Below are 22,754 nucleotides of genomic sequence, written 5' to 3' on the forward strand. Positions count from 1 at the left end.
ACGTCCGATTACTCCGACCACACGGCCAGACGATTACCACTGGGATCGCTGAACTCGAAGCGTCGCCCGCCGGGGAAGCTGAAAATTTCCTGAGTGATCTGCCCGCCTGCCGCCGCCACCTGGGTGCACACAGCCTGCAGATCCGTGGCGTAGATCACCACCAGCGGCCCGCTACCCGCTGTGCTGTCAGTGGTAAAGCCGCCCGTCATGCGCCCGTCGGTAAAACTGCTGTAGTGCGGGCCGTAGTCGGTAAAGCGCCAGCCAAAGACCTGTTCATAAAAATGCTTGAGCGCCGGCAGGTCGACGGCGGCGAACTCGATGTAGTCGATACGCAGATTCTGTTCGGCTTGGCTCATGGCGGCATACCTGGGCAAATGGCGGGGCGCAGAGCATAGCGCGCCCAGCCGGCCAGGGCACATGCATCTGTCGCCTTTCGCCACGCTGTTTGGCCAGCCTTGCCACTGCCTCCGCGCAACCCGCTGGATAGCCTGTAATGGGGTATCACAGTCGTTAGAAATGCAGCACTCGCACCTTTGTGCGGTGCTGGGTACGGAGAGGGAAATGCGTGTTTTGATCACCGGCGCCGCTGGCTATATTGGCCAGCAGCTGCTTAACCAATTGGCCATACAGCACCCGCAGTGGACGCTGATTGCCGCTGATATCCGCCCGCAAAGCCGCGCGGGGCTAAAACTGAATATCGAACCGGTACTGCTTGATACCAGCAACTCAGCCGCCGTGGCGAGTTGTGTCGCCACTTGGCGGCCGCAGGCGATCGTTCATCTGGCCTCGGTGGTCACACCGCCGCTAGGCATGAGCGAAGAACAGCTGCATGCCATCGATGTCGGCGGTACCCAATCGTTGATCCAGGCGGCTGCGGCCCATGGCGTCGAACAGTTGATCGTTACCAGCTCCGGCGCCGCCTACGGCTATGATCCACAGAATGCCGAGTGGCTGGATGAAGACCAGCCGCTGCGCGGCCATGCACAGTTCGCCTACGCCAAGCACAAACGTGAAGTGGAGATGCTGCTGGCCGAGGCCCGCACGCAGCACCCGCACCTCAAGCAGCTGGTGCTGCGCCCCGGCACCATTCTTGGCAAACAGGTGAACAACCAGATCACCGAGCTGTTCAAAAAGCCGTCAGTGCTGGGTATTCGCGGCAGCGATAGCCGCTTCGTATTTATCTGGGATCAGGATGTGGTGGACATCATCTGCCGCGGCCTGCGCCAGCAGAGCGCCGGCATCTTCAACCTGGCCGGCGATGGCGCGCTATCGCTCAAGGAAATCGCCGAACTGCTTAACAAACCCTACCGCGCCCTGCCAGCCTGGCTGATCCGCGCCGCGTTGCACGTGCTAAAGCCACTGGGCTTAAGCCCCTACGGTCCTGAGCAAGTGGATTTTCTGCGTTATCGCCCGGTACTGAGTAACCGCCGGCTGAAACAGGACTTCGGCTTTAGCCCACGCTACAGCTCGCGCGAAGCGTTTCTGGCGTTTTTACGGGCGCAGGGGATTTAATCGCTGCTGTGCGGCTTCATCCCGCAGTAAATTAGAGCGCTTTGTAGGCGTTTGCGATTTCAATATTGATCTGTGTGGCAAGGGTCTGCGATTCGCGCATGAGCGCCTGCACTCGCTCTAGATTATTTTGGTGCTGCGTCCACACATCACTCCCAACAATTTCTGAAAAATCCATTTTTGTTGGGGTCCTGTAACTCTCGTAAGCCTCCAGCCTCCTGATTCGTTCAGGTATGTCTCTAATTCCGCGAGCGGTTGGCGATAGTTTCGCGGTGCTGAGCATCCAGGCTCTCCATTCTTTGTTGCCTTTTGACTGGTTGCACTTTCCGCAGGATGGCACGAGGTTGTGGATTTCAGAGATGTAACCGGTTGGCTTCTTTTCTTTGACAAGCGGGCGAAGATGATCCCATTCGGAAACACCGCCACCACAGTATGCACACTGAAAAGTTTCGGGAGTCATACCGAGTACTTCCAAGGCTTGCCTTACTTCTTCGGCGCTTGGACGGACGATAGGAATTATGGAATTGATGAAGGCGTTGGTGATGCTTGAAGAGCGACCAGTGATCTTCATTGGGGTTGGCATGCGAAACAACGACAAATATTCCATAGAGGTGCGCTCTAACAGTCTTTTATTGAGCTTTCTGCCGCGCCCGATACTCGCCCGGCGTTAACCCAGTCCATTGCCGAAACGCGCGGAAAAATACGCTGGGTTCTGAGTAGCCCAGCAGCAGGGCGATTTCTGCGGCGGGTAAGTCGCCGGTGCTGAGGTGTTGTTCGGCCAGTTGCTGGCGGGTGTCGTTAAGCAGTTGCTGGTAGTTGCAGCCTTCATCGGCCAGACGTCGTTGCAGGGTTCGTTCACTGAGGTGCAGATGGCGCGCCAGTTCGCTGCGGTCCGGCTCGCCGCGCGCCAGTTGCTCACCCAGTAAGGCCACTACACGGGCGCTTAGCCCTTCGCTGGGCAGGCGTGCCAGCAGGGCTTCGGCATGCTGGCGCAGCAGATTTTGCAGCGGCGGGTTGGCCTGGATCAGCGGCGCGCGGGCCAGGCTGCGCGGCAGAACGATGCCGTAATCACTGGCGGCAAATTGCAGCGCGCAGGCGAAAGTCTCGCGGTAGCTGTCCAGCGTTGACGGTTGTTCGTGAACAAACTGCGCGCGTAGCAGCTGCCAGTTATCCAGCAGCGGGTGGAGCATCTGTACCCAGCAGGCCATCAGCGCCAGTACGCGGGTGCGGGTGGCCGGTAGTTCGGGATGCAGTGGGCGGTAGAGCAGCTGCAGCTCCTCGCCTTGTTCGCGCAGTTGTACTTCGCCACCCTCACCGACTAGGCGCTGATAGCGCAGCCCGGCCGCCAGCGCGTCGCCGAGGGTCGGGCTACTCTGCAACAGGTAACCGAGCACGCTGAACGGGCCAGGGGCGAGGTTGCAGCCCAGGGCCAGGCCGGGTTCGGCATGCTCAATGCGGCTGAGGTGTTGCCACAGTTGTTCCTGAGTGGCGAAAGGCACGCGCGCATCGGGGTCGCTGAGTTGGCTGTCGTGCAGTTCGCAGGCGCTCATCAATTGAGCGCGATCAACGCCCAGGCGGCTGGCGGCATGCAGCACCGCCAGAGTGATGCTGGCGCTAACCGAGGTGTGGAGTGAGTCGAGTGGGTTCTTGAGCATGGCTTGATTCTGCCCAAAGCTGTGGCCTGAAGGTAGCGTTAAGACGTCTAGGGTTTGTTCCATTCGCGCCGCCGCGAACGAAACGGCAACAGACCCTCGCTAACACTTGGTTACCAGGGGAGCCGGTATTACTCCGTGCAACCTGTGGCTGAGCGGTTAGACTCTTGCTCTCTGGACGCACTCAAAAGGTGCGTTCGGCTTAAAAATAAACAGAAAAGGAGAACTCCCATGAAAGGTAAATCCCTGGCATGGGCCCTGTCCGCTGCACTCGCAGGTATTACCCTGAGCAGCGCCGTACAGGCCGAAGAGAAATTCGTCACCATCGGCACCGGTGGTCAAACCGGCGTTTATTACGTTGCCGGTCAATCGATCTGCCGTTTCCTCAATCGCGGTGCGGCTGAGCACGGCATCAAGTGCAACGCGCCAGCCAGCGGCGGCGGCGTGGCCAACGTCAACGGCATCCGCAGTGGCGAATTCAATTTCGGCATCATGCAGTCAGATCACCAGTTCAAGGCCATGAAGGGTGTCGCGCCGTTCGAGAAAGAAGGCGCCATGGAGGACATCCGTGCCGTGTTCTCGCTGCAGAGTGAGGTGTTCACCATCCTCGCCCGCCGTGATGCCAACATCGCCAGCTTCGATGACCTCAAAGGCAAGCGCGTAAACATCGGCAACCCAGGTTCCGGTCAGCGCGACACCCTGGAAGAGATCATGCAGGTCAAGGGCTGGGATCGTTCTGCCTTCTCCCTGGCCGCCGAGCTGAAGCCGGCTGAGCAGGCTTCTGCCCTGGGCGACAACAATATCGACGCGATGACCTACTTCGTTGGCCATCCGAATGGCGCGATCCAGGAAGCCACCACCACCACCGACGCGGTACTGGTGCCGGTGACCGGTGCGGAAATCGACAAGCTGCTGGCCGAGAAGAGCTACTACACCAAGGCCGATATCCCAGGCGGCGTGTACAAGGGCAGCGATGCGCCAACCCCGTCGATTGGCGGCAAGGCGGTGCTTTCCACCTCGGCCAATGCCAGCCCGGAAGTGGTTTACCAGCTGGTTAAGTCGGTATTCGACAACATTGATCGCTTTAAGCGTCTGCACCCTGCATTTGCCGACCTGAAAGAAGCAGACATGATCAAAGTCGGCCTCAGCGCCCCGCTGCACGAAGGCGCCGTGCGTTATTACAAAGAGCGCGGCTGGTTGTAAGCAGCCCACGCTGCCCGCTTAAACGGGCTAGTGTTTTCAGATAAGCAAACCCGCAGCTGCAAGGCTGCGGGTTTTGCCGTTTTCCGTACTCTCGAATGCAGGTTCAACCCATGCATGACAAGCAACTGTCCACCGAAGAACTGATTGCCCAGGATGTCGGTGCGCGTTCCCCGCTTGGGGCCATGGCGCAGGTGATCACCGGCCTGGCTCTGCTCTGGTCGCTGTTTCAACTGTGGATCGCCTCGCCGCTGCCGTTTGTGTTCGGTATTGGTGTGTTCAACGACACCGAAACCCGCGCTATCCACCTGGCGTTTGCCCTGTTGTTGGCGTTTCTCGCCTACCCGGCTTTTCGCAAATCGCCGCGTGATCGCGTGCCGCTGCTGGATATCGCCTTGGGCTTGGTCGCTGCAGCCAGCGCCGCCTACCTGTTTATTTTCTATCAACAGCTGGCTTTACGGCCCGGCAGCCTGACCACGGCTGACCTAGTGACGGCCTGTATCGGCATCCCACTGTTGCTGGAAGCTACACGCCGCGCCCTGGGTCCGCCCTTGGCGATTATCGCCCTGCTGTTCCTTGTTTACAGCCTGGCCGGGCCTTATATGCCAGGGCTGCTGGCGCACCGTGGGGTCAGCTTCAATGCCATGGCCAACCACCAGTGGATCACCACTGAAGGCGTGTTCGGCATCGCCCTCGGCGTATCCACCAGCTTCGTATTTCTCTTTGTGCTGTTCGGCGCCTTGCTCGAGCGCGCAGGCGCGGGGCATTACTTTATTCAGCTGGCCTTCAGCATGCTCGGCCACTTCCGCGGTGGTCCGGCCAAGGCCGCAGTGGTTGCTTCGGGGCTGACCGGTCTGATTTCCGGCTCGTCGATTGCCAACGTGGTGACCACCGGCACCTTCACCATTCCGATGATGAAGCGCACCGGCTTCTCTGCCGAGAAGGCCGGCGCGGTGGAAGTGGCGTCGTCGGTGAATGGCCAGATCATGCCGCCAGTGATGGGGGCAGCGGCTTTTCTGATGGTCGAGTACATCGGCATGCCCTATGTCGAGATCATCAAGCACGCCTTCCTGCCGGCGACGATTTCCTATATTGCCCTGCTGTATATCGTCCATCTGGAAGCGCTGAAGCTCGGCCTGCAACCAGTGGGCGGCAATCAGCCCAAGCCCTGGCTGCGCCGCCTGACAGGCTTCGCCTTCGGTGCAGCGCTGATCAGCGGCCTGTCGCTGGCGGTGTATTACGGCCTCGGCTGGCTCAAGCCGGCGCTGGGTGAATACGCCCTGCCGGGTATCGGCGCGCTGCTGGCGCTGATCTACCTGGGCCTGCTGAAAATCGCCGCCAGCGTACCGGTGCTGCCCGAGGAAGACCCGGATGCGCCGCTCGACAAACTGCCGCAAACCCGCGCCGTACTGCTTTCCGGTTTGCACTTTTTGCTGCCGGTGGTGGTGCTGGTCTGGTGCCTGATGATCGAGCGTCTGTCTCCCGGCCTGTCGGCCTTCTGGGGCAGCGTCATGCTGGTGATCATCCTGCTGACTCAGCGCCCGTTGCTGAGCTGGCTGCGCACCGATGGCACCCATGCCCACGGCTCGTTTATGGACGGCGTGATCGACCTGCGTGAAGGCCTGATTGCCGGTGCGCGCAATATGATTGGTATCGGCATTGCCACGGCGGCGGCGGGCATCATCGTCGGCGCGGTGTCGCAAACCGGGGTGGGCCTAGTGCTGGCCGATCTGGTCGAGCTGTTGTCGATGGGCAACCTGCTGCTGATGCTGGTGCTGACGGCGATCTTCAGCCTGGTGCTGGGCATGGGCTTGCCGACCACTGCCAACTACATTGTGGTGTCTAGCCTGCTGGTGCCAGTGATCGTGACCCTCGGCCAGCAGAATGGCCTGATCGTGCCGCTGATTGCCGTGCACCTGTTCGTCTTCTACTTCGGCATCATGGCCGACGTGACACCGCCGGTGGGCCTGGCCTCGTTCGCCGCTGCCGCGGTGTCCAAGGGCGATCCGATCAAGACTGGTCTTGAAGCCTTCTACTACAGCCTGCGCACAGCGGTGCTGCCGTTCCTGTTTATCTTCAACACTGACCTGCTGCTGATCGACGTGGATTTCTGGCACGGGGTGCTGATTTTTATCATCGCCACCGTCGCCATGCTGATCTTCGCCGCCGGCAGCCAGGGTTACTTCCTAGTGCGCAGCCGCTGGTACGAGAACCTGCTGTTGTTGCTGGTGGCGTTCACCCTGTTCCGTCCGGGCTTCTGGATGGACATGGTGCACGACCCTTACCGTGACATCCCGCCCGCGCAACTGGCCCAGGCCCTGGGTGATGTAGCCGATGGCAGCCAGCTGCGTCTGCGCATCAAAGGCGAGGATGCCGTGGGCGATGCCCGCGAGTTCAGCCTGCTGCTGCCGGTGCCGGAAGGCGCCACGGGTGAAGAGCGCCTGGAGAAGCTCGGCCTGCTGACCTATGAAGAGGGCGGCAAGGTGCTGGTCGACAGCGTCACCTTCGGCAGTCCGGCGGCTGAAGCAGGCCTGGAGTTCGATCAGGAAATCCTCAAGGTACGGGCGCCAACGGATCGCTGGACCAAGGAGCTGATGTGGATTCCTGGCTTCCTGGTGTTCGCCCTGGTGGTCTGGTTGCAGCGTCGCCGGCGGGCCAACGGTACGGCTTGAGTCGAGCCTGACGCCTCACCCGCTGCGCAGCTTGTTGCGCAGCGGATTGTTGATAAGTCTCTGGGGATCAGGCTGTAGGTCTTGTCGCCATTGGCTTTGAGCGGGCTGCGCAGAAACTTGCGCAGCCCTGCGCAACAAGTTGCTCAGCTTTTAGTGATCTGGCGCACAGTGGGTTTGAGTTTGCGCTTTGAAAGATCACAAGATGCTGATTTATATGAGTTTTATTTAATTGGCATGCTTGTCGCTATAGGGTTAGTTCCCGGATCACTGCAGATCCATGACCCAAGGCAAGGAAAGCACTCATGCCAACACCCGCGTATCTGTCCCTCGAAGGCACCAAACAAGGCCTGATCACTGCCGGCACCTTCACCGAAGATTCCGTCGGTAACATCTTCCAGGAAGGTCATGAAGACCAGATCCTGGTTCAAGCCTTCAACCACCAGGTCATCATCCCGCGTGATCCGCAGTCCGGTCAGCCGACTGGCCAGCGCGTACACAAGCCGCTGATGATCACCAAAGTCTTCGACAAATCCTCGCCGCTGATTTTCAACTCCCTGACCTCCGGTGAGCGTCTGTCCAAGTGCCGTCTGGAGTGGTACCGCACTTCCTCCACCGGTACTCAAGAGCACTACTTCACCATCGAGCTGGAAGATGCCGTGATCGTTGACGTGCAGTCGCGTATGCCGAACTGCCAGGACCCGAACATGTCGCACTTCACTCACCTGGAAGACGTGTACTTCACCTACCGCAAAATCGTCTGGACCCACGAAGTCTCCGGCACTTCCGGCTCCGACGACTGGCGTACCCCGATCTCCGCCTAAGCATTGGCTGAGTTCGCGTAATACCGCAGCGGCCAGGCTTGTCCTGGCCGCTGCGTTTCTAGTGAGACCTGCGTCGCCAAACGCTGACAGGCATCGCGCAAAATCGCGAACAGGCACAGCTGCCAGGCCAAGCCTGGTTTAGAAATGCGCAGTGGTTTGATTCATGGAACGAAACGAGAGGAACAACGAATGTTCGCCGCCGCCAACCAGACGCATTTCAGCCTGACGATCGAAGGTGTGAGCCACGACCTGCAGGTGCTCGAATTCACCGGTCGCGAGGCGATCAGTCAGCCCTTCGAGTTCGAACTGGAACTGGTCAGCGAACGCCCTGATCTGGATCTGGAAAGCTTGCTGCATCAGGCCGCTTTTCTCGCGTTCGATCAGGCCGGCCACGGCATTCACGGGCAGATTTACCGCGTCGCCCAGGGCGAATCCGGCAAGCGCCTGAGCCGCTACCACGTGACCTTGCGCCCGAAACTGGCGTACCTGGCACACCGCAGCAACCAACGCATCTTCCAGCACCTGACGGTGGAGAAGATCATCAGCCAAGTGCTGCAAGAGCACGGCATTCAGGCCAACGCCTACCAATTCCAACTCGGCTCGATTTACCCCGAGCGCGAGTACTGCGTGCAGTACGACGAATCCGATCTGCACTTTGTCCAGCGCCTGTGCGAGGAAGAAGGTATTCACTACCACTTCCAGCACAGCGAGCAAGGCCATGTAGTGGTGTTCGGCGACGACCAGACGCCGTTCCCCAAACTTGCCCCCACTGCTTATCAACAAGACAGCGGTCTGGTCGCTGACAAGCCGGTGATCAAGCGCTTCGGCGTGCGCGTGGAAACCCGCTCAAGCCGGGTGACCCGCCGCGACTACGACTTCGAAAAACCCAAGCTGCTGATGGAGGCGGACGCCAAGAGCGCGTTCAAACCCGACCTCGAGGATTACGACTACCCCGGCCGTTTTGTCGACCGCGAGCGCGGCAAACACCTTAGCCAGCGCATCCTCGAACGCCACCGCCACGACTTCGAACTGGCGCAAGGCGACGGTGATCAGCCGCTGCTGGTCAGCGGCCATTTCCTGGCGCTGACCGAGCACCCGCGCGCTAGCTGGAACGACCTCTGGCTGCTCACCGAAATCCACCACGAGGGCAAACAGCCGCAGGTGCTGGAAGAGTCGGTGACCAGCCACACCGAGGCCAGCGATGGTTTCCAGCAGGGCTACCGCAACCGCTTTACCGCTACGCCCTGGACCGTGTTGTATCGGCCGCCGCTCAATCACCCGAAACCGCGCATCCTCGGCAGCCAAAGCGCGGTGGTTACCGGCCCTCCCGGTGAAGAGATTCACTGCGACGAGTACGGCCGGATCAAGGTGCAATTCTTCTGGGACCGCGAAGGCCAAGCCGACGATAAAACCAGCTGCTGGCTGCGTGTAAGCTCAAGCTGGGCCGGCGACCGCTACGGCGGCATCGCCATTCCGCGGGTGGGCATGGAGGTGCTGGTCACCTTCCTCGAAGGCGACCCCGATCAACCGCTGGTCACCGGCTGTCTGTACCACGCAGAACACGTAGTGCCCTACGCCTTGCCGGCGAACAAGACCCGCAGTGTGTTCAAGACCCTCAGCAGCCCCGGCGGTGGCGGCTATAACGAGCTGCGTATCGAAGACAAAAAGGGCGCCGAACAGATCTACATCCACGCCGAGCGCGACTGGGACGAGAACATCGAGCACGACCAGAAAATCCGCATCGGCAACGAACGCCACGACACCGTCGAAGCCAACAGCTACAGCGAATTCAAAGCCGAAGAACACCGCACCACCCATGCCGACCGCAAAAGCGAGATCAAAGCTAACGACCACCTCACCGTCGGCAACAACCAGCACATCAAAATCGGCATCGGCCAATTTATCAACGCAGGCCAAGAGATCCACCTGTCCAGTGGCCAGAAAGTCGTACTCGAAGCCGGCAGCGAACTCACCTTCAAAGCCGCCGGCAGCTTTATCAAACTCGATGCCAGCGGCATCACAATGGTCGGCCCGATCATCAAATTCAACTCCGGCGGCGCGCCGGGGAGTGGGTCGGGGGCTGCGCCGATTCTGCCGGGTAAGGTTAAGCCGGCGGATGCGGATAAGGCGGGGGAGCTGTTGATTCAGGCGCAGCGCCAAGCGCTGATGCGTAAGCAGCCACTTTGTGTGATCTGTGAAGCTGCCAAGCTGGAGTCCGCAGATGTTGGCTAACGATCTGCGTCAACTGCCTGCAGCCTTGCCCTGGGACGTTCCCGCTTATCTGTTACTGGACGGCATCAGCGTCGAGGCACTGCCGCAACATCTATATCAGTGGTCCGAGTCGCCTGACTTCGACGTGCTGTACCTGGATACCCCGTGGGCTGAGCTGAGCGATGTTTCCCCATGCCTGGTTTGCCTGACCGGGCAGCAGGATCCGGCACTTGTCGCCTTTGTTGAAAACAGTCGCGACGAGTGGGGTTACCTGCTGTTCACACGTGCCAGCCGGGCTGAGTTGCTGAATCACTTGCGCTGGTTGGTCAGCGTTCGTCATCCGTTGGGTGAAGACATGCTGCTACGTTTGGCTGATCCGGCAGTCGTTCATGCGTTACTCGAGCAAGCTGCGCGGGATAACGACGTAACCCTATTTGGCCCTATCGAACAGGTCGTTGCCGCAGACCGGGTTCAGGACTGCTGGCACCAGCATCACGGCACCGGCTCGACAGACGGCGCCCGCCATGATCGCCCCTACCAGTTGTCAGAGTCCCAACTGGAGATGCTCGGCGATGTGTCTTTTCGCGGCATCCTCATCCGGCTCGACGAACATATGCGTGACTACTTCCCCGGCTATCAGCATGCACTGAGCCGGCCTGAACGGTGGCAGCATTTACGGTTGTTGGCTGAGCAAGCCTATGCCCAAGGCTTCCACAGCGAACACGACATAACGCTTTACGCCAATATCTTCGGCCTACTAGGGACTGATGCGCTCAGCGCTCACAGTGACATCGCCGCATTGCTAGGCCAGCCCTCGTCGCTAACACCCACACAGCGTATTGAACAGGCCGCGGATATGGCATACGCCCGCGCCCAGTCAGCGGAAAGGATCTCCACATGACCCGCAGTAACCCAAACCACGCCGACAAGACCAAGAGTGATGCCAAGATTCCCGTCGGTGCCTGCCCGCTGATGAAAAACAAGGTGCAGCTACTGCCTTTGCGCTATGGCCTGGTTGAGCGGCTCGACCCTGCGGCGGAGTTGAGCTTGCCTTACAAACTCAAATCGCGGCCATTGGGCATCCGCCTGCTGCGCGACGGCTGGCTGTATGTGATCGACAACGAAACCGGCTACCTGCATGAGTACCGCGTCGAACAGGGCAACGTGACCAAGTTCGTCTGGCAGGGCAAAGAGGCCATCCAGGACCAACGGCAGGGCAAATCGGCGGAAAATAGCCTGGTCTTTGCGCGCGGCAGCACGCTGCATGTCAGCTTCTCCGAATTGCAATGGACGGCCTTCAAGTGCTCGCAGATGCTCAAAAGCCGTAAGGAGCGCGAGCATTTCATGCAGCGGGTGGAGTTATCCAAGGCTACCTGTGCTAATGGCGGCGACCACTTGCTCACTGCTAAGCAAGCAGAAAAGTGGCTTGCCGAGGTGGCTGAACAACCTGGCAGTTCACCCCGGCCGGCTGCTGCCAATCCCCAAGAGGGCGAAGACTACGTCTGGGAAAACGCACCGCTATACCGCAAAACCGCCATCGGCGCGATTAAGAAACAACTGCTCGCCACCTATGAACACGACCATCTTTATCTGGTGTTCAAGGACACTATCGGGGTTATGCGTGACCTCGCCCAGGAACAGGACACTGTTGTCGGCTGGATCGAGAACTGGGTCGAGCAGGGGCGTAATGATCTCAAGTATGTGGTCGGCAGCTACATCGAGACCCTCATGGTGGTAAACGATAAGACAGCGCGAGGCGCTGGCACCAGTGAGGCCTTGTTCGAGAAAACTACACCTGCCCAGCGTCAGACCATCTATGACTACATTAACGCGCGCAATGCCCTTAACGGTATGCGCAGTAGTAGCCCTGGCACCGCTCATTACCCCGGTCGCGGTTTTGATCCCAAGACCCGAGCCGCCAGGGCAGATGTCGCAGTCAAGAAAAAAACCATGGAGGCGGCGCTGGGCGCTGACCTTTATGACGAGCTGGAAGACGATATCGAAGCCATCGAAGACCACAGCGATGCGGCGCTCGAGGGTAAAGGCCTAGGTGCTCGCGGCATCCATGACCTGGTGCGGCATGAGCCAATGCGCCAATACCTCGATAAAGAGCGTGCTCACCTCAAGCGCTGGAATGCTCGTCTCGACCGCATCACCGAGGACCGTGTCGGCCTCTTCACCAAGGCCGAATACCATCGCAGCGCCTGGTACTTCGATCCCAAGGTGCCCGATCAACTGATGGCCGCGCTGGTCACCGAGCAAAATTGCGTGCGCGACATGTGCCGCACCGAGGACAGCCTTAAAGCGGTTAGCGAGTATTTTCACAAATACCCGTATTACATCCTGCCGGTCTTTGCTAGCCGCCTGGATTTGGATTTCCTGCTGAGCAAGTCGGGGGATCTGACCAAATGGCTCGACGATGCCCGCAACCTGAAAGGCGGCCTGGAAGATGCTCAGGTTCGCCTGCAAGAAGTCGGCGTTATGCTGGGCAGCCACTGGGCCAGCAGCCTCAACCTCAGCCCTAGTGCCCACAACGTCAGCCAGGCGGTAAACGCGGCCTATTCGCCAGCCATTGCCTTGCGCCTGCAGGACTGGCTGGCGGGTGTGCAGGGCAAGTTGAACAGCCCCGATCTGAAGGCCCACCTGGATAAGCTCGGCACCTACAGCAACCGCGCTCAGCGCCTGAGCAATCTGGCCGCCCTGACGACCGAAGGTGCCAACCTGTTGCTGGCGACCGAGCAGGACGCCACGCTGTTCAAATCCCGGCTCGCAACCCTTATCCAACTAATGGACAGCGAAGATCAGCTGCGCGTCCTACGCGACCAGGCCAAGGCCGACAGCAAGCGCAGCAGCCTCAGTGCGGCCGAGCAGCAAAACGCCAAGGTGCAAAAGCAGCTGTACAACCAGCAACTGGTCACCGTGCGTCAGCAGCGCAGCGCCCTGGTCAGCCAGCTTCAGGACGGCGTGATTACCACCAGTGCGGTGCAGGTGGGCTTTATCGGCGTCAAACTGAAAATCGACCCGGCCCAGCAAAGCCTGCTCAATGAAGAAATCCGTCGGCTACGCCTCGGCGCACGCGGCGCCTATGGCGAGACGGGCGCACATTCGGCGGCGTTGAAGAGCAGTGCACTGCCGCTGATTGCACTGACCCTGCAGTTGCGGAACTTGGGGGATGCGCTGGAGGCTTGGCGTGGCACTAGGGGGAATAGAACAATCAAGGACGATGCTTTGGTATTAGGCGCAATCTTTGCCCCTGTTGCATCCGCTCTATCGGTCTATCAAAACGCCCATATCGCCTTGGTGGATAAAGCCTTCAAGGCCATTATCGCCAGCTCCGGCGGCAAAGGCGGCCTGCAGTTCGCCGTCAAGCTGGGCAAGCTGGGGTTGGGCCTGGGGGTGGTTATCTCTCCGCTGGCTTTGTGGGGTTCGGCCGGCACCTCCTGGAGCAACTGGAACAAATGGCTGGATGCCATGCGCACCGGCACCACCGGCGAGCAGGCCGGCGCGCTAATGGCATTTGCCGGCGATACCGGCAGCACCGCCGTCAATGCGGCGATTACAGCTAAGGCATTTGCCGAGTTTGGTGGCTTGATGATGGAGGCCTCACGCGCCGCCCCCGGTCACCGAGCAGCGACCCTAGGCAGCGCCTGGGCGACCCGCGGCGTACGGTTCCTGAGCTTTTCCGCTCGCCTGACTCCTTGGGGCCTGGCAGCGACGGCCCTACAGTTCGGTGGTGAGGCGTTGTACAACTACAGCAATCTGGAGGATCAGCAGCGCTGGATGCTGGGGTGCTGCTGGGGCCTGGAAAGCCAGGGTTGGGACTGGCCCACCCATGCCCAGGGCCTGGCCGAGGCCACGCTGCGCCCAGTGATCACTGACAAGGGCCTGGTCAAGCGCCCACAGGATGGCGAACACTCGCGCCGCCTGTTGCTGAGCCTGCCGGGTGTGAGCTTGGCCAGCCTGCGCCAGCACCCGTTGCGCCTGACCGCGGAATGGCAGTACGAACTCCGCTGGCCGGCGAAGGATGTCGGGGCGATAGTGCGCAATGCCCTGCGCCAAGTCGGCGATAACCCGCTTACCCTCGAACTGGAACTAGCGGCCGACTGGGCGGGGCCGCAATCGCAACTGCGCCTGCGCCTGGCGGTGCAGCCGGAGCTGGCCAGCAAACCGCTCAAACAGAGCGACGCCCACCTGTACTATGCAATACCGTTGCGCCCCGCTGCCTCAAAGCAGCCGATCAAGGGCGTACCCGCTGCCGGCCCGACCCGCATCGCCCCGCAGTGGCTTGATATCATCCCGGAGTACCTGCATGCCTCAGAGTAAATACGACCGCCTACCCCGCACCGGGGACTTCGAACATGAAGGGGGGGCCGAAGTCTTCTACCTGTCGCCTAAACCCGTACCCACCGGTATGCCAGCCTTTAGTGGCCAGCAATTACACCAGGAGGCCAATGAGGTTTTTCTCGATGTAGGGGCGGGGCAGGCCAGCGTTGAGTTTGCAGCACGGGCCTATATTGGTTCGGTGATGTTTCTAATAATACTTTGCTTGCTGGCTGGTATCGGTTTAGGGGTTGATGATTATTTACATAGTGGTGCTCCAATATTCGACGTCCTTATAAGGCTGGTACTTACAAATTGGTTCGTGTGGGGTTTTATTGGCTTTATCGCATCTTTAGCCGCATACAACATGTTCCGCATTATCCGCAATGTCAGCGCCCGTTCCCCTGTGCGCTTTAACCGCCAGCGCCGCGAAGTGGCCCTGGTTTACCGAGGCGAAGCCCCTATCTATGTACCCTGGGAAGAGGTGATTGCCTGCGTGTCGGCCAGCCAGATCATCACCCAGTACGCCGTGATGCCCAGTTTTGCTCTGATGCTCGGTCTGCGTAATGCCGACACCGGCGACGTTTACTGGGTCACCATTCCCGGCGGCAACCTGGGCCTGGTGGTCAGCGAGTGGGAGGCCATTCGTGTGTATATGGAACAAGGGCCTGCGGCCCTGCCGGTACCGGTGCTGTCAGACGAGGAGTTTCAGGAAGGCACCGTGGCCTACTTCCATATGTGTCGCCAGGTTTACCGCAAGGAGCACTGGTGGCCACGTTATGCCTTCGGCTTTCTCGTTATCCAGTTTTGCAGCGGCTGGACTTTACCCTGCCATATCGCCCAATGGGTCAACCGCCGCCCTAAGGCTGTCTTCCCGCAGGCGGTGCTGGACTGGTCGCAACCTATGCCCAGCGAGCAACATGCCACACCCAGCGAGGCACTGCTTAAGGAAAGTGCCGAAGTGCGCAAAGCTTACGCCCAGGGCCAGACAATGCTGGACTACTACAAGGCCAGGTTTACCGAGCCAGCAGCCGAAACAGCTGCGGTAGCGGACTGACCACAAGAGTACCTGCATGCCTCAGAGTAAATACGACCGACTGCCCCGCACCGGGGACTTCGAACAAGAAGGGGGGGCTGAAGTCTTCTACCTATCGCCCAAGCCGGTACCCACCGGTATGCCGGCCTTTAGTGGTCAACAGTTGCATCAGGAGGCCAATGAGGTTTTTCTCGATGTAGGGGCGGGTCAGGCCAGCGTTGAATTTGCGGTGCGAGCCTATATTGGTTCGGTTATGTCGCTAGTGATTTTCTTCTTTCTAATAGGACTTGGCTTGGGGATTAGTGACCATTTGCGTCATGGTGCCCCTCCATTTGAAGTTCTTATAAGACTGATAACTCAAAACTGGTTCATGTGGGGCTTTATTGGCTTTATTGCATCTTTAGCCGCTTACAACATGTTCCGCATCATCCGCAATATCGGTGCCCGCTCCCCTGTGCGCTTTAACCGCCAGCGCCGCGAAGTGGCCCTGGTATACCGTGGCGAAGCGCCGGTCTATGTGCCCTGGGAAGAGGTGATCGCCTGCGTATCGGCCAGCCAAGTCATCACCCAATACGCCGTCATGCCAAGCTTTGCTCTGATGCTCGGTTTGCGTAATGCCGATACCGGCGACGTGTATTGGGTCACCATCCCAGGCGGCAACCTGGGCTTGGTGGTCAGCGAGTGGGAGGCCATTCGCGTGTATATGGAACAAGGGCCTGCGGCCCTGCCGGTACCGGTGCTGTCCGACGAGGAATTTCAGGAAGGCACTGTGGCGTACTTTCATATGTGCCGGGGTGTTTATCGCAAGGAGCACTGGTGGCCACGTTATGCCTTCGGCTTTCTTGTCATCCAGTTTTGCAGCGGCTGGACTTTACCCTGCCATATCGCCCAATGGGTCAACCGCCGCCCCAAGGCTGTCTTCCCGCAGGCGGTGTTGGACTGGTCGCAACCTATGCCCAGCGAGCAGCAGGCCAAACCGAGCGAAGCACTGCTTAAGGAAAGTGCCGAGGTGAGCAAAGCCTACGCCCAGGGCCAGACCATGCTGGATTACTACAAAATCAGGTTTACCGAGCAAGTTGCCGAAGCAGCTGAGGTCAGCGCCTGACCCGTTATTGCGTCAGCGTGCGCCTCCAGCTATACGGATGCGTCTTAGCAAGGTGGCGGTGTGGATCGTAGCGCCTGTTTTCTGTAATTAATCCCCCTCCGGCAACAACTCCGGCCCCTCCCTTTGCAGTTTGCTCTGCAGCATTTCCAGTTGCTCAAGCGCGGCGCGGGCTTCGTCGAGTTCGGTTTGGCTGCGTTCGCCGGATTGCGCGGCTTGTTCGATGCGTTCGCGGATGGCGGGGATCTGCTGCACGCCGCTGGCGTAGGCCATGATCTGGTCGCGGGTTTGCTGGTCTTCGAAGGCGCTGTACTGCGTCGGGTCGGCCAGCTGTGCGGCGGAGGCGGGTTGGCGCGGTTTGAGTTGGCCCAGGGTCGGGCTGCGTGGGTCTCCTTGGTCGGCCATTAGCTGGATCAGCATCTGTGCTTCCTGGGCATTCAGTTGCGGTTCGCTGGGCGGTTCTTCCACCGATTTTTCTGCGGGCGCTGGAATTGCAGCTGGCTGCTGTGTCGGTAGGGCAGCGGGCATCTCTGGCAAGCGGATGGGCGGGCTGATCGGCGTTGCAGCCTGTGCTGCAGCGGCTGGCGCGGTGTCGGCCTGGGGCGTGCGCACAACGACGATGGTCACCGCCGTGATCACGCCGAGAAGACCGATACCGAAGGCCTTCATAGCCCTTCCACCTTGGCGTTGGCCAGCAGAGCGTTAACGCGGGCCTGGAAGGCTTGGGTCAGCTGTTCCTTGGCGACGGCCTGGTTGACCTCATAACGCACGCTGGGATCGCTCAGTGGCAGCTGTCGATCCTCGCGGCTGCGTACTTGAACGATCTCGAAGGCGCCGTCGATCAGCATCGGCTGAGAAATGCTGTCCGCCTTCTGCAGTAGGGCGGTCTTGCGCAGAAAATCCAGCTGCGCATCCTGCGGGTGAATCAGGCCGAGGTCGCCGGGTGGCGTGTGGCTCTTGGTTTCCGCCAGTGAGTAGCGGCGCACTGCATCATCGAAGCTCAGACCCTTTTGCAGTTCGGCATACACCCGGTCGGCACTGGCTTGATCAGGCAGGCGGATATGGCTGGCCTGCACTTGGGCAACGTTGAGGTAGAGCTGCAGGTTGCGCTGGTAGTAGGCCTCGGCATCCGCATCGCTGACCCGGCTGGCGCGCTCGCGCAGGCTGGCGGTTTCATGGTGGAAGTCGTTGTGCAGGCCGAGCTGGTGCAGGTATTTGTGGCGGACGAGTTTGTCGCGCACCAGCTGGCGGATGCCGGCCTGCTCGTCCGGGCTGAAACCCTTCCGCTCAAGCTGATACCAGAGGTAGTCGCGCAGCGCTCGCTGACGCACCTGTTCGGCCAGGTACAGCAGATTGCCCTGTTGCAGCTCCACCCGGCCTTGCACGTTGTCGTCCTGATACAGCTCCAGCAGGTTCAGACGTTGTTCGGTCTGCCCAGGGAACTGCCAGCTGATCAGCTGCACCTGCGCGGCATCGGCCTGTTGTTGGGGGCTCAATTGCAGGCTATCGAGCACTACGCCTTGGGTTGGCGCGGTCAGCACCTGGCGCAGCCGCGCACTGCTCAGCGCTTGTGGTTGGCGCAGAAAGGGTCGGACATCGTGGTCGAACTGGCGGCCGTAGACCTGCTCGATCAGGTTGGCGGCTTCGCGCTCGACCAAGGCATCCAGATCGCTGCTGTATTTGCTGCTCAGTTCGGTTTCCACCTCGCGGGCCAGCAGGTGGTTTTCCGCCAGGCCTGTGCGCAGCAGGCGCAGGTCGGTGTTGAATTTGACCCGGGTCATGGCCTGCTCCAGCAGGCCGATGCTTTTGCCGGGCAGGCGTTCACCGTTGATACGCATGTCTTGGCTGCCCAGGGCCGACAGGCAGATGCCGGTCAGCCCCAGTACCAGCAAACTGCGCTGGATAAGCCCGCGCACCTTACAGGCCACCCTGGCCGTAGAAGGTGTTGGCACCCTTGGTCAGCACGCTGACGGTCAGGGCGATGGACTCCGGAATCAGCTCCTTGGCCACTCGAAGGCGCGTAGCGTAGCTGGTGTCATACAGCGGTTCGGGGCGCTGGTAGGCGACTTGGGCCGTCTGGGTCAGCAGATCGCGGATCGGCTTCTGTGCGTCATAGCTGCCGACGCGGTTGGCCACGGAGGCGATATTGTTCAGGCCTTCGCTGAAGTAATGGTCATCCACCCAGCCTTCCCAGCCGGAGTGGCCATTGCCCGACGTAACCCAGGCATGGTGCGGCTGCGCGACATCGCCGGTGGTGTGCAACGAGTAGCCGATGGTTTGCAGGGACGGCGCGTTCTTGAACTGATCGAACCAGTACTTGGCCAGGTTATCGATGGGCTGGAAGGCCGCCGTCTGGAAGTCGCCGTAGTGCGCCTGCCAGTTGGAGGAAGTGCCCTGGCGGTAATGCGCTTCGGTGGTGTCGAAGTCGCTTTTCTTCAGCTCGCGGTTGTACAGGTAAACCATGGCGTACCAGTCAACGTCGCCGCTCCAGCTGCCATCCACCTTGCGGTAGCGGTAGTCGTAACCGCCGTGGTCGTTACCGTGGGCGTCGCCCTGGCGGGCCATGTTGATAAAGTGCCAATAGGACGTGTAATTGACGATGGAGGCCGCTGCGCCATACACCGGTGCGTGCTCGTAGCCGACCCACCAGCCGCCCAGACGGGTGTCCTGGAAGTCATCGACGTCGTAGGCAGCCTGGCCGAGGATTTCCCCGGCACGGGCTTCGCTGCCGGCTGCGCCGACGTAGAACTGGTAGGCGCGTTTCATCTCGGGCGTGGCGTGCGCCGAGTTGAGGAAGGCCAGGGCGTCCTTGACGATGTTCTTGTGTGTAGGTTGCGACCAGGCGCTGGCGTGGCTGGCACTAAAAGCCAGGCCTAGACCAACGACCAGGGAGGTGAGGGTTTTCATAGGGAAGGCGCTCTTTTGTTGTTGGAGTTGAGCAGTATTAGCGGTCATTGATGGCAGAACTGTTGCAATGCCGCACGCCAACTTAAAACCTATGCGTCGGGTTGCCTCAACCCAACTAAGGTTTGGTGGTATAGACCAATTTTCTTGCGCGCCTTAGGCCGCGCCACTGTTTTTATGGTGCAAAGCCGTCTGGGTACTGGGGCATTGGCGACCTGAGCCAAGCTGCAGAACGTGAGCTGTGTCTCGCTTTGGAGCTGCGCATATCACCGACAATGCCGCGCCGGCCGGGACGCCGCTGCCTCTCGGCTACTCCATTGCCTCACTCCTCAAGGACGATGACCATGAAACTGCAGTTCTCCCTTTCCGCGCTTGCGCTTGCCACCCTGCTTTCCGGCTGCCAGAACATGAGCCCCGACGCCATGCTTAGCACCGGGCTGCAAACCATGCAGGCTGCCACTCTCAGCGATGCTGAAGTGAAGAGCATGGCCGACGACGCCTGCGTACAGATGGACGCCCAGTCGCCAATCGCGCCAGCCGATAGCAAGTACAGCAAGCGTCTGGAAACGATTGCCCACAACCTCGGCAGCCAGGTCAACGGGACGCCGGTTACCTACAAGGTTTACCTGACTGACGAAGTCAACGCCTGGGCCATGGCCAACGGTTGTGTGCGTGTGTACAGCGGCCTGATGGACCTGATGAACGACAACGAAGTGGAAGGCGTGCTGGGCCATGAGATGGGCCACGTTGCTCTCGGCCACACCAAGAAGGCGATGCAAGCGGCCTACGCTACTTCGGTGGCTCGTGGTGCCATTGCCTCCTCCGGCAACAGTGCAGCAATGGCGCTGTCCAGCTCGCAATTGGGTGATTTGGGCGAGGCGCTGATTAACGCGCAGTTTTCCCAGTCTCAGGAAAGCGCTGCCGACAACTTCTCCTTCGATCTGCTGAAGCAGCGCAACATTCCGCTGCAGGGTCTGGCCAGTGCCTTCGACAAGCTGGCTCAACTCGGCGGTGGCGACAGCAGCATGTTTGACTCCCACCCGGGCTCGGCCGAGCGCGCCGCACACATCCGCCAGCGCATTGCCGCCGGTAAGTGATCCATGAAGGGGCCGCAGCAGCGGCCCCTTCTGTTTCAGGAGTCACCCATGCATAACCTATGCGCTCTATTGATCTGTGCTTCTTTGCTACTAGCTACTCAGGTAAATGCAGCTAGCAGTGATGAGTTGGATGCTCGCTACAATGACTGCCTGGAGACTAGCGAGGGGCTTACTAACAGCCTGGTTGCAGCCTGCGCTGAGGGCGTTTCGGATGTTGCGAAGAAACAGATGAACCTTACTTACCAGCGCCTCTACCTCAAACTGCAGCAAGCCTCGTCGGAAGATGCCCAACAGCTCGAGGAGGCGCAGAAGGCCTGGCTTATCTATCGCAACGCGCATTGCGATATGCAGGGTAAGCACATTGGTTCGCCGATGTACTACACCTGCCCGATGGAGCTGAACATCGACCGGCTCGTCGAACTGGAATTTTTGCTCGATATCGGCGGCTAGAACTCCATCTTTCGCCCGAGGCTAACCCGCGGCAGACTACTCACCTGCTATGTCCTGACTGTGCAAGGCGCCTGTCTCGCTGCTTTCCAGCACCACATAGGCGCTGGCGCAGAACAGCGAGTTGAGGCGCTTCATATCGGCAATCAGCTCCATATGCAGGGCGCTGGTTTCGATGCTTTGCACCACCTGATGGTGCAGGCGGCTGACATGGGCGTGTGCCAGGCGGCGTTCCTGGGCGCGGAAGCGGCGTTTCTCGCGCAGCAGCTGGCGCGCGCTTTCCTTGTCAGCGGAGAGAAACACCGAGAGGCCCAGGCGCAGGTTGGCCAGTAGCTGGGCGTGCAGGGCGGTGAGTTCTTCCAGGCCGCTGTCCGAGAATGAATGGCGCTGCGCAGTTTTCTGATCCTGCACTTTGCCGAGCATGCGTTCGATGATGTCGCCGGCCTGCTCCAGGTTCACCGCCAGTTCGATGATCTCCGCCCAGCGCCGGCTGTCGTGCTCACTCAACACCTCGCGCGGCACCTGCGCCAGGTAGAGTTTGACCGCGCTGTAAAGCGCATCGACATCGTCATCCAGGCGGCGCAGCTCCTTGCCCAGGGCGGTTTGCCCGCCACTCAGGACTTCCAGCAGGTGATTGAGCATGGTCTCGATCAGGTCGCCGATGCGCAGGGTTTCGCGCACCGCATTGGCCAGCGCCAGGCTCGGTGTGGCCAACGCTGTGGGGTCGAGGTGGCGCGGGCGGGCGATACCGTTTTCGTCCGGGCGATCCGGTAGCAGCCAGTTGCAGAAGCGCGCCATCAGTCCGACCGTGGGCAGCATCAGCAGGCAGCGCAGGCTGTTGTAGAGCAGGTGAAAGCCGATCACCAGCTCCTCGGGCCGCCAGTTCAGGCTGTCTAGCCAGTTGGCCAGCGGATCGAGGAACGGCATCACCAGTAGCAGGCCGATCAGCTTGTACAGCAGGCTGCCCAGGGCCACGCGGCGTCCGGCTGGGGTTTGCAGGCTGCTGGTGAGAAAGGCCAGCACGCCGCTGCCGATATTCGCGCCAATTACCAGGCCAATGGCCACCGGCAGGCTGATCAGGCCGGCGCCGGTCAGGGTGGCGGTGAGCAGTACGGCGGCCAGGCTGGAATAGGAAATCAGCGCGAACAGCGCGCCGACCAAGGCATCCAGCAGCAGGTCGCCGGTCAGCGAGGCGAACAGCACGCGGATCCCCTGCTCCTGGGTGATCGGCGTAGCGGCGGCAACGATCAGCTCAAGCGCTAGCAGCATCAGCCCCAGGCCGATGGCCACACGACCAAGCTGACCGGCGCGGGTCTGTTTGCGCGAGAGAAAGAACACCACGCCGAGAAAGATCAGCAGTGGGCTCAACCAGCTCAGGTCGAGGGTCAGCACCCGCGCCATCAGCGCGGTGCCGACGTCTGCACCGAGCATGATCGCCAGCGCCGGAGTCAGCGCCATCAGCCCCTGAGCGACAAACGAAGTAACAAGCAGCGCGGTGGCATTGCTGCTCTGCACCAGCGCGGTCACGCCGATGCCGGCGGCAAACGCCAGCGGCCGCTTGCTGACGTTATGGCTAAGCACCTTGCGCAGGTGCGAACCATACACCCGCAGGATGCCGGTCCGGACGATATGGGTGCCCCAGATCAGCAGGGCGACGGCAGACAGAAGATTCAGCAGGGTGAGCATGGTGCTGCTCCCTGGCGCGCCCGCCCGGTTGCAGCGTGACGCGTGGTTTTTACTTGTTATAAAGGCCCATCTTGTAGAAGCGCAGACCCTGTATTTA

At 60.3% G+C, this 22,754-nt stretch carries 18 protein-coding genes; 11 read left to right on the forward strand and 7 right to left on the reverse strand.

Annotation, left to right across the window (positions count from 1 at the left end; translation table 11 throughout):
• Positions 1 to 8: 8 nt before the first annotated feature.
• Positions 9 to 356, reverse strand: a complete 348-nt coding sequence (locus tag CUR33_RS13060) for a VOC family protein (RefSeq protein ID WP_289239914.1) — start codon at positions 354 to 356, stop codon at positions 9 to 11.
• A gap of 205 nt (positions 357 to 561) precedes the next feature.
• Between CUR33_RS13060 and CUR33_RS13065 the strand changes: the two genes are divergently transcribed.
• Positions 562 to 1,512 (forward strand): SDR family oxidoreductase, encoded by a 951-nt coding sequence (locus tag CUR33_RS13065; RefSeq protein ID WP_289239915.1) that lies wholly within the window; start codon positions 562 to 564, stop codon positions 1,510 to 1,512.
• A gap of 31 nt (positions 1,513 to 1,543) precedes the next feature.
• On the opposite strand, the gene CUR33_RS13070 is transcribed toward CUR33_RS13065, so the two are convergent.
• Entirely contained in the window at positions 1,544 to 2,116 is a 573-nt protein-coding gene (locus CUR33_RS13070) for an HNH endonuclease (RefSeq protein WP_289239916.1), read from the reverse strand.
• A gap of 22 nt (positions 2,117 to 2,138) precedes the next feature.
• Positions 2,139 to 3,164: an AraC family transcriptional regulator gene (locus tag CUR33_RS13075; protein WP_289239917.1), complete on the reverse strand. Its 1,026-nt coding sequence runs from the start codon at positions 3,162 to 3,164 to the stop codon at positions 2,139 to 2,141.
• A 228-nt stretch (positions 3,165 to 3,392) separates the two neighbouring features.
• On the opposite strand from CUR33_RS13075, the gene CUR33_RS13080 reads away from it, so the two are divergent.
• From CUR33_RS13080 to CUR33_RS13115, 8 genes are all read left to right on the forward strand, one after another.
• Positions 3,393 to 4,364 (forward strand): TAXI family TRAP transporter solute-binding subunit, encoded by a 972-nt coding sequence (locus CUR33_RS13080; RefSeq protein ID WP_090254462.1) that lies wholly within the window; start codon positions 3,393 to 3,395, stop codon positions 4,362 to 4,364.
• Between the two features lie 110 nt (positions 4,365 to 4,474).
• Entirely contained in the window at positions 4,475 to 7,033 is a 2,559-nt protein-coding gene (locus tag CUR33_RS13085; RefSeq protein WP_289239918.1) for a TRAP transporter permease, read from the forward strand.
• Between the two features lie 302 nt (positions 7,034 to 7,335).
• Positions 7,336 to 7,854: an Hcp family type VI secretion system effector gene (locus CUR33_RS13090; protein WP_108490538.1), complete on the forward strand. Its 519-nt coding sequence runs from the start codon at positions 7,336 to 7,338 to the stop codon at positions 7,852 to 7,854.
• Between the two features lie 189 nt (positions 7,855 to 8,043).
• Positions 8,044 to 10,086, forward strand: a complete 2,043-nt coding sequence (gene tssI, locus CUR33_RS13095; RefSeq protein ID WP_289239919.1) for a type VI secretion system Vgr family protein — start codon at positions 8,044 to 8,046, stop codon at positions 10,084 to 10,086.
• Positions 10,076 to 10,966 (forward strand): DUF4123 domain-containing protein, encoded by an 891-nt coding sequence (locus tag CUR33_RS13100; RefSeq protein WP_289239920.1) that lies wholly within the window; start codon positions 10,076 to 10,078, stop codon positions 10,964 to 10,966. Before tssI ends, CUR33_RS13100 begins: the two co-directional genes overlap by 11 nt.
• Complete coding sequence (locus CUR33_RS13105) at positions 10,963 to 14,388, forward strand: toxin VasX (RefSeq protein WP_289239921.1); 3,426 nt, start codon at positions 10,963 to 10,965, stop codon at positions 14,386 to 14,388. The genes CUR33_RS13100 and CUR33_RS13105 overlap by 4 nt, the downstream gene beginning before the upstream one ends.
• A gap of 364 nt (positions 14,389 to 14,752) precedes the next feature.
• Complete coding sequence (locus CUR33_RS13110) at positions 14,753 to 15,442, forward strand: hypothetical protein (protein ID WP_289239922.1); 690 nt, start codon at positions 14,753 to 14,755, stop codon at positions 15,440 to 15,442.
• A 394-nt stretch (positions 15,443 to 15,836) separates the two neighbouring features.
• Positions 15,837 to 16,526, forward strand: coding sequence for a DUF6708 domain-containing protein (locus CUR33_RS13115; protein WP_289239923.1), 690 nt, complete (start codon positions 15,837 to 15,839; stop codon positions 16,524 to 16,526).
• Positions 16,527 to 16,613: 87 nt separating this feature from the next.
• Here the strand turns inward: CUR33_RS13115 and CUR33_RS13120 are convergent, their stop codons facing one another.
• Genes CUR33_RS13120 through CUR33_RS13130 form a run of 3 tightly spaced genes read right to left on the reverse strand, consistent with a single transcriptional unit; the run spans position 16,614 to position 19,430 of the window.
• Positions 16,614 to 17,192: a hypothetical protein gene (locus tag CUR33_RS13120; RefSeq protein WP_289239924.1), complete on the reverse strand. Its 579-nt coding sequence runs from the start codon at positions 17,190 to 17,192 to the stop codon at positions 16,614 to 16,616.
• Complete coding sequence (locus CUR33_RS13125) at positions 17,189 to 18,439, reverse strand: peptidyl-prolyl cis-trans isomerase (protein ID WP_289239925.1); 1,251 nt, start codon at positions 18,437 to 18,439, stop codon at positions 17,189 to 17,191. The genes CUR33_RS13120 and CUR33_RS13125 overlap by 4 nt, the downstream gene beginning before the upstream one ends.
• Position 18,440: 1 nt before the next feature.
• Positions 18,441 to 19,430, reverse strand: a complete 990-nt coding sequence (locus CUR33_RS13130) for a hypothetical protein (protein WP_289239926.1) — start codon at positions 19,428 to 19,430, stop codon at positions 18,441 to 18,443.
• 341 nt (positions 19,431 to 19,771) lie between these two features.
• Here CUR33_RS13130 and loiP point away from each other — a divergent pair, with 341 nt between their 5' ends.
• A complete protein-coding gene (gene loiP, locus CUR33_RS13135) occupies positions 19,772 to 20,524 on the forward strand; it encodes a metalloprotease LoiP (RefSeq protein WP_289239927.1) in 753 nt (250 codons plus the stop codon).
• 48 nt (positions 20,525 to 20,572) lie between these two features.
• Entirely contained in the window at positions 20,573 to 20,974 is a 402-nt protein-coding gene (locus tag CUR33_RS13140) for a lysozyme inhibitor LprI family protein (protein ID WP_289239928.1), read from the forward strand.
• Between the two features lie 36 nt (positions 20,975 to 21,010).
• Here the strand turns inward: CUR33_RS13140 and CUR33_RS13145 are convergent, their stop codons facing one another.
• Positions 21,011 to 22,657 (reverse strand): Na/Pi cotransporter family protein, encoded by a 1,647-nt coding sequence (locus tag CUR33_RS13145; protein WP_289239929.1) that lies wholly within the window; start codon positions 22,655 to 22,657, stop codon positions 21,011 to 21,013.
• Positions 22,658 to 22,754 lie beyond the last annotated feature (97 nt).

This window comes from Pseudomonas sp. FEMGT703P, from assembly GCF_002786345.1.
Lineage (GTDB): Bacteria > Pseudomonadota > Gammaproteobacteria > Pseudomonadales > Pseudomonadaceae > Aquipseudomonas > Aquipseudomonas peli.

Excerpts from the sequence above, each read along its gene's own strand:
- CUR33_RS13060 (WP_289239914.1), bottom strand. The coding sequence starts at position 356 with ATGAGCCAAGCCGAACAGAATCTGCGTATCGACTACATCGAGTTCGCC.
- CUR33_RS13105 (WP_289239921.1), top strand. The coding sequence starts at position 10,963 with ATGACCCGCAGTAACCCAAACCACGCCGACAAGACCAAGAGTGATGCC.
- tssI (WP_289239919.1), top strand. The coding sequence starts at position 8,044 with ATGTTCGCCGCCGCCAACCAGACGCATTTCAGCCTGACGATCGAAGGT.
- loiP (WP_289239927.1), top strand. The coding sequence starts at position 19,772 with ATGAAACTGCAGTTCTCCCTTTCCGCGCTTGCGCTTGCCACCCTGCTT.
- CUR33_RS13140 (WP_289239928.1), top strand. The coding sequence starts at position 20,573 with ATGCATAACCTATGCGCTCTATTGATCTGTGCTTCTTTGCTACTAGCT.
- CUR33_RS13145 (WP_289239929.1), bottom strand. The coding sequence starts at position 22,657 with ATGCTCACCCTGCTGAATCTTCTGTCTGCCGTCGCCCTGCTGATCTGG.
- CUR33_RS13100 (WP_289239920.1), top strand. The coding sequence starts at position 10,076 with ATGTTGGCTAACGATCTGCGTCAACTGCCTGCAGCCTTGCCCTGGGAC.
- CUR33_RS13120 (WP_289239924.1), bottom strand. The coding sequence starts at position 17,192 with ATGAAGGCCTTCGGTATCGGTCTTCTCGGCGTGATCACGGCGGTGACC.
- CUR33_RS13090 (WP_108490538.1), top strand. The coding sequence starts at position 7,336 with ATGCCAACACCCGCGTATCTGTCCCTCGAAGGCACCAAACAAGGCCTG.
- CUR33_RS13110 (WP_289239922.1), top strand. The coding sequence starts at position 14,753 with ATGTTCCGCATTATCCGCAATGTCAGCGCCCGTTCCCCTGTGCGCTTT.
- CUR33_RS13070 (WP_289239916.1), bottom strand. The coding sequence starts at position 2,116 with ATGGAATATTTGTCGTTGTTTCGCATGCCAACCCCAATGAAGATCACT.
- CUR33_RS13085 (WP_289239918.1), top strand. The coding sequence starts at position 4,475 with ATGCATGACAAGCAACTGTCCACCGAAGAACTGATTGCCCAGGATGTC.
- CUR33_RS13080 (WP_090254462.1), top strand. The coding sequence starts at position 3,393 with ATGAAAGGTAAATCCCTGGCATGGGCCCTGTCCGCTGCACTCGCAGGT.
- CUR33_RS13065 (WP_289239915.1), top strand. The coding sequence starts at position 562 with ATGCGTGTTTTGATCACCGGCGCCGCTGGCTATATTGGCCAGCAGCTG.
- CUR33_RS13075 (WP_289239917.1), bottom strand. The coding sequence starts at position 3,164 with ATGCTCAAGAACCCACTCGACTCACTCCACACCTCGGTTAGCGCCAGC.
- CUR33_RS13130 (WP_289239926.1), bottom strand. The coding sequence starts at position 19,430 with ATGAAAACCCTCACCTCCCTGGTCGTTGGTCTAGGCCTGGCTTTTAGT.
- CUR33_RS13115 (WP_289239923.1), top strand. The coding sequence starts at position 15,837 with ATGTTCCGCATCATCCGCAATATCGGTGCCCGCTCCCCTGTGCGCTTT.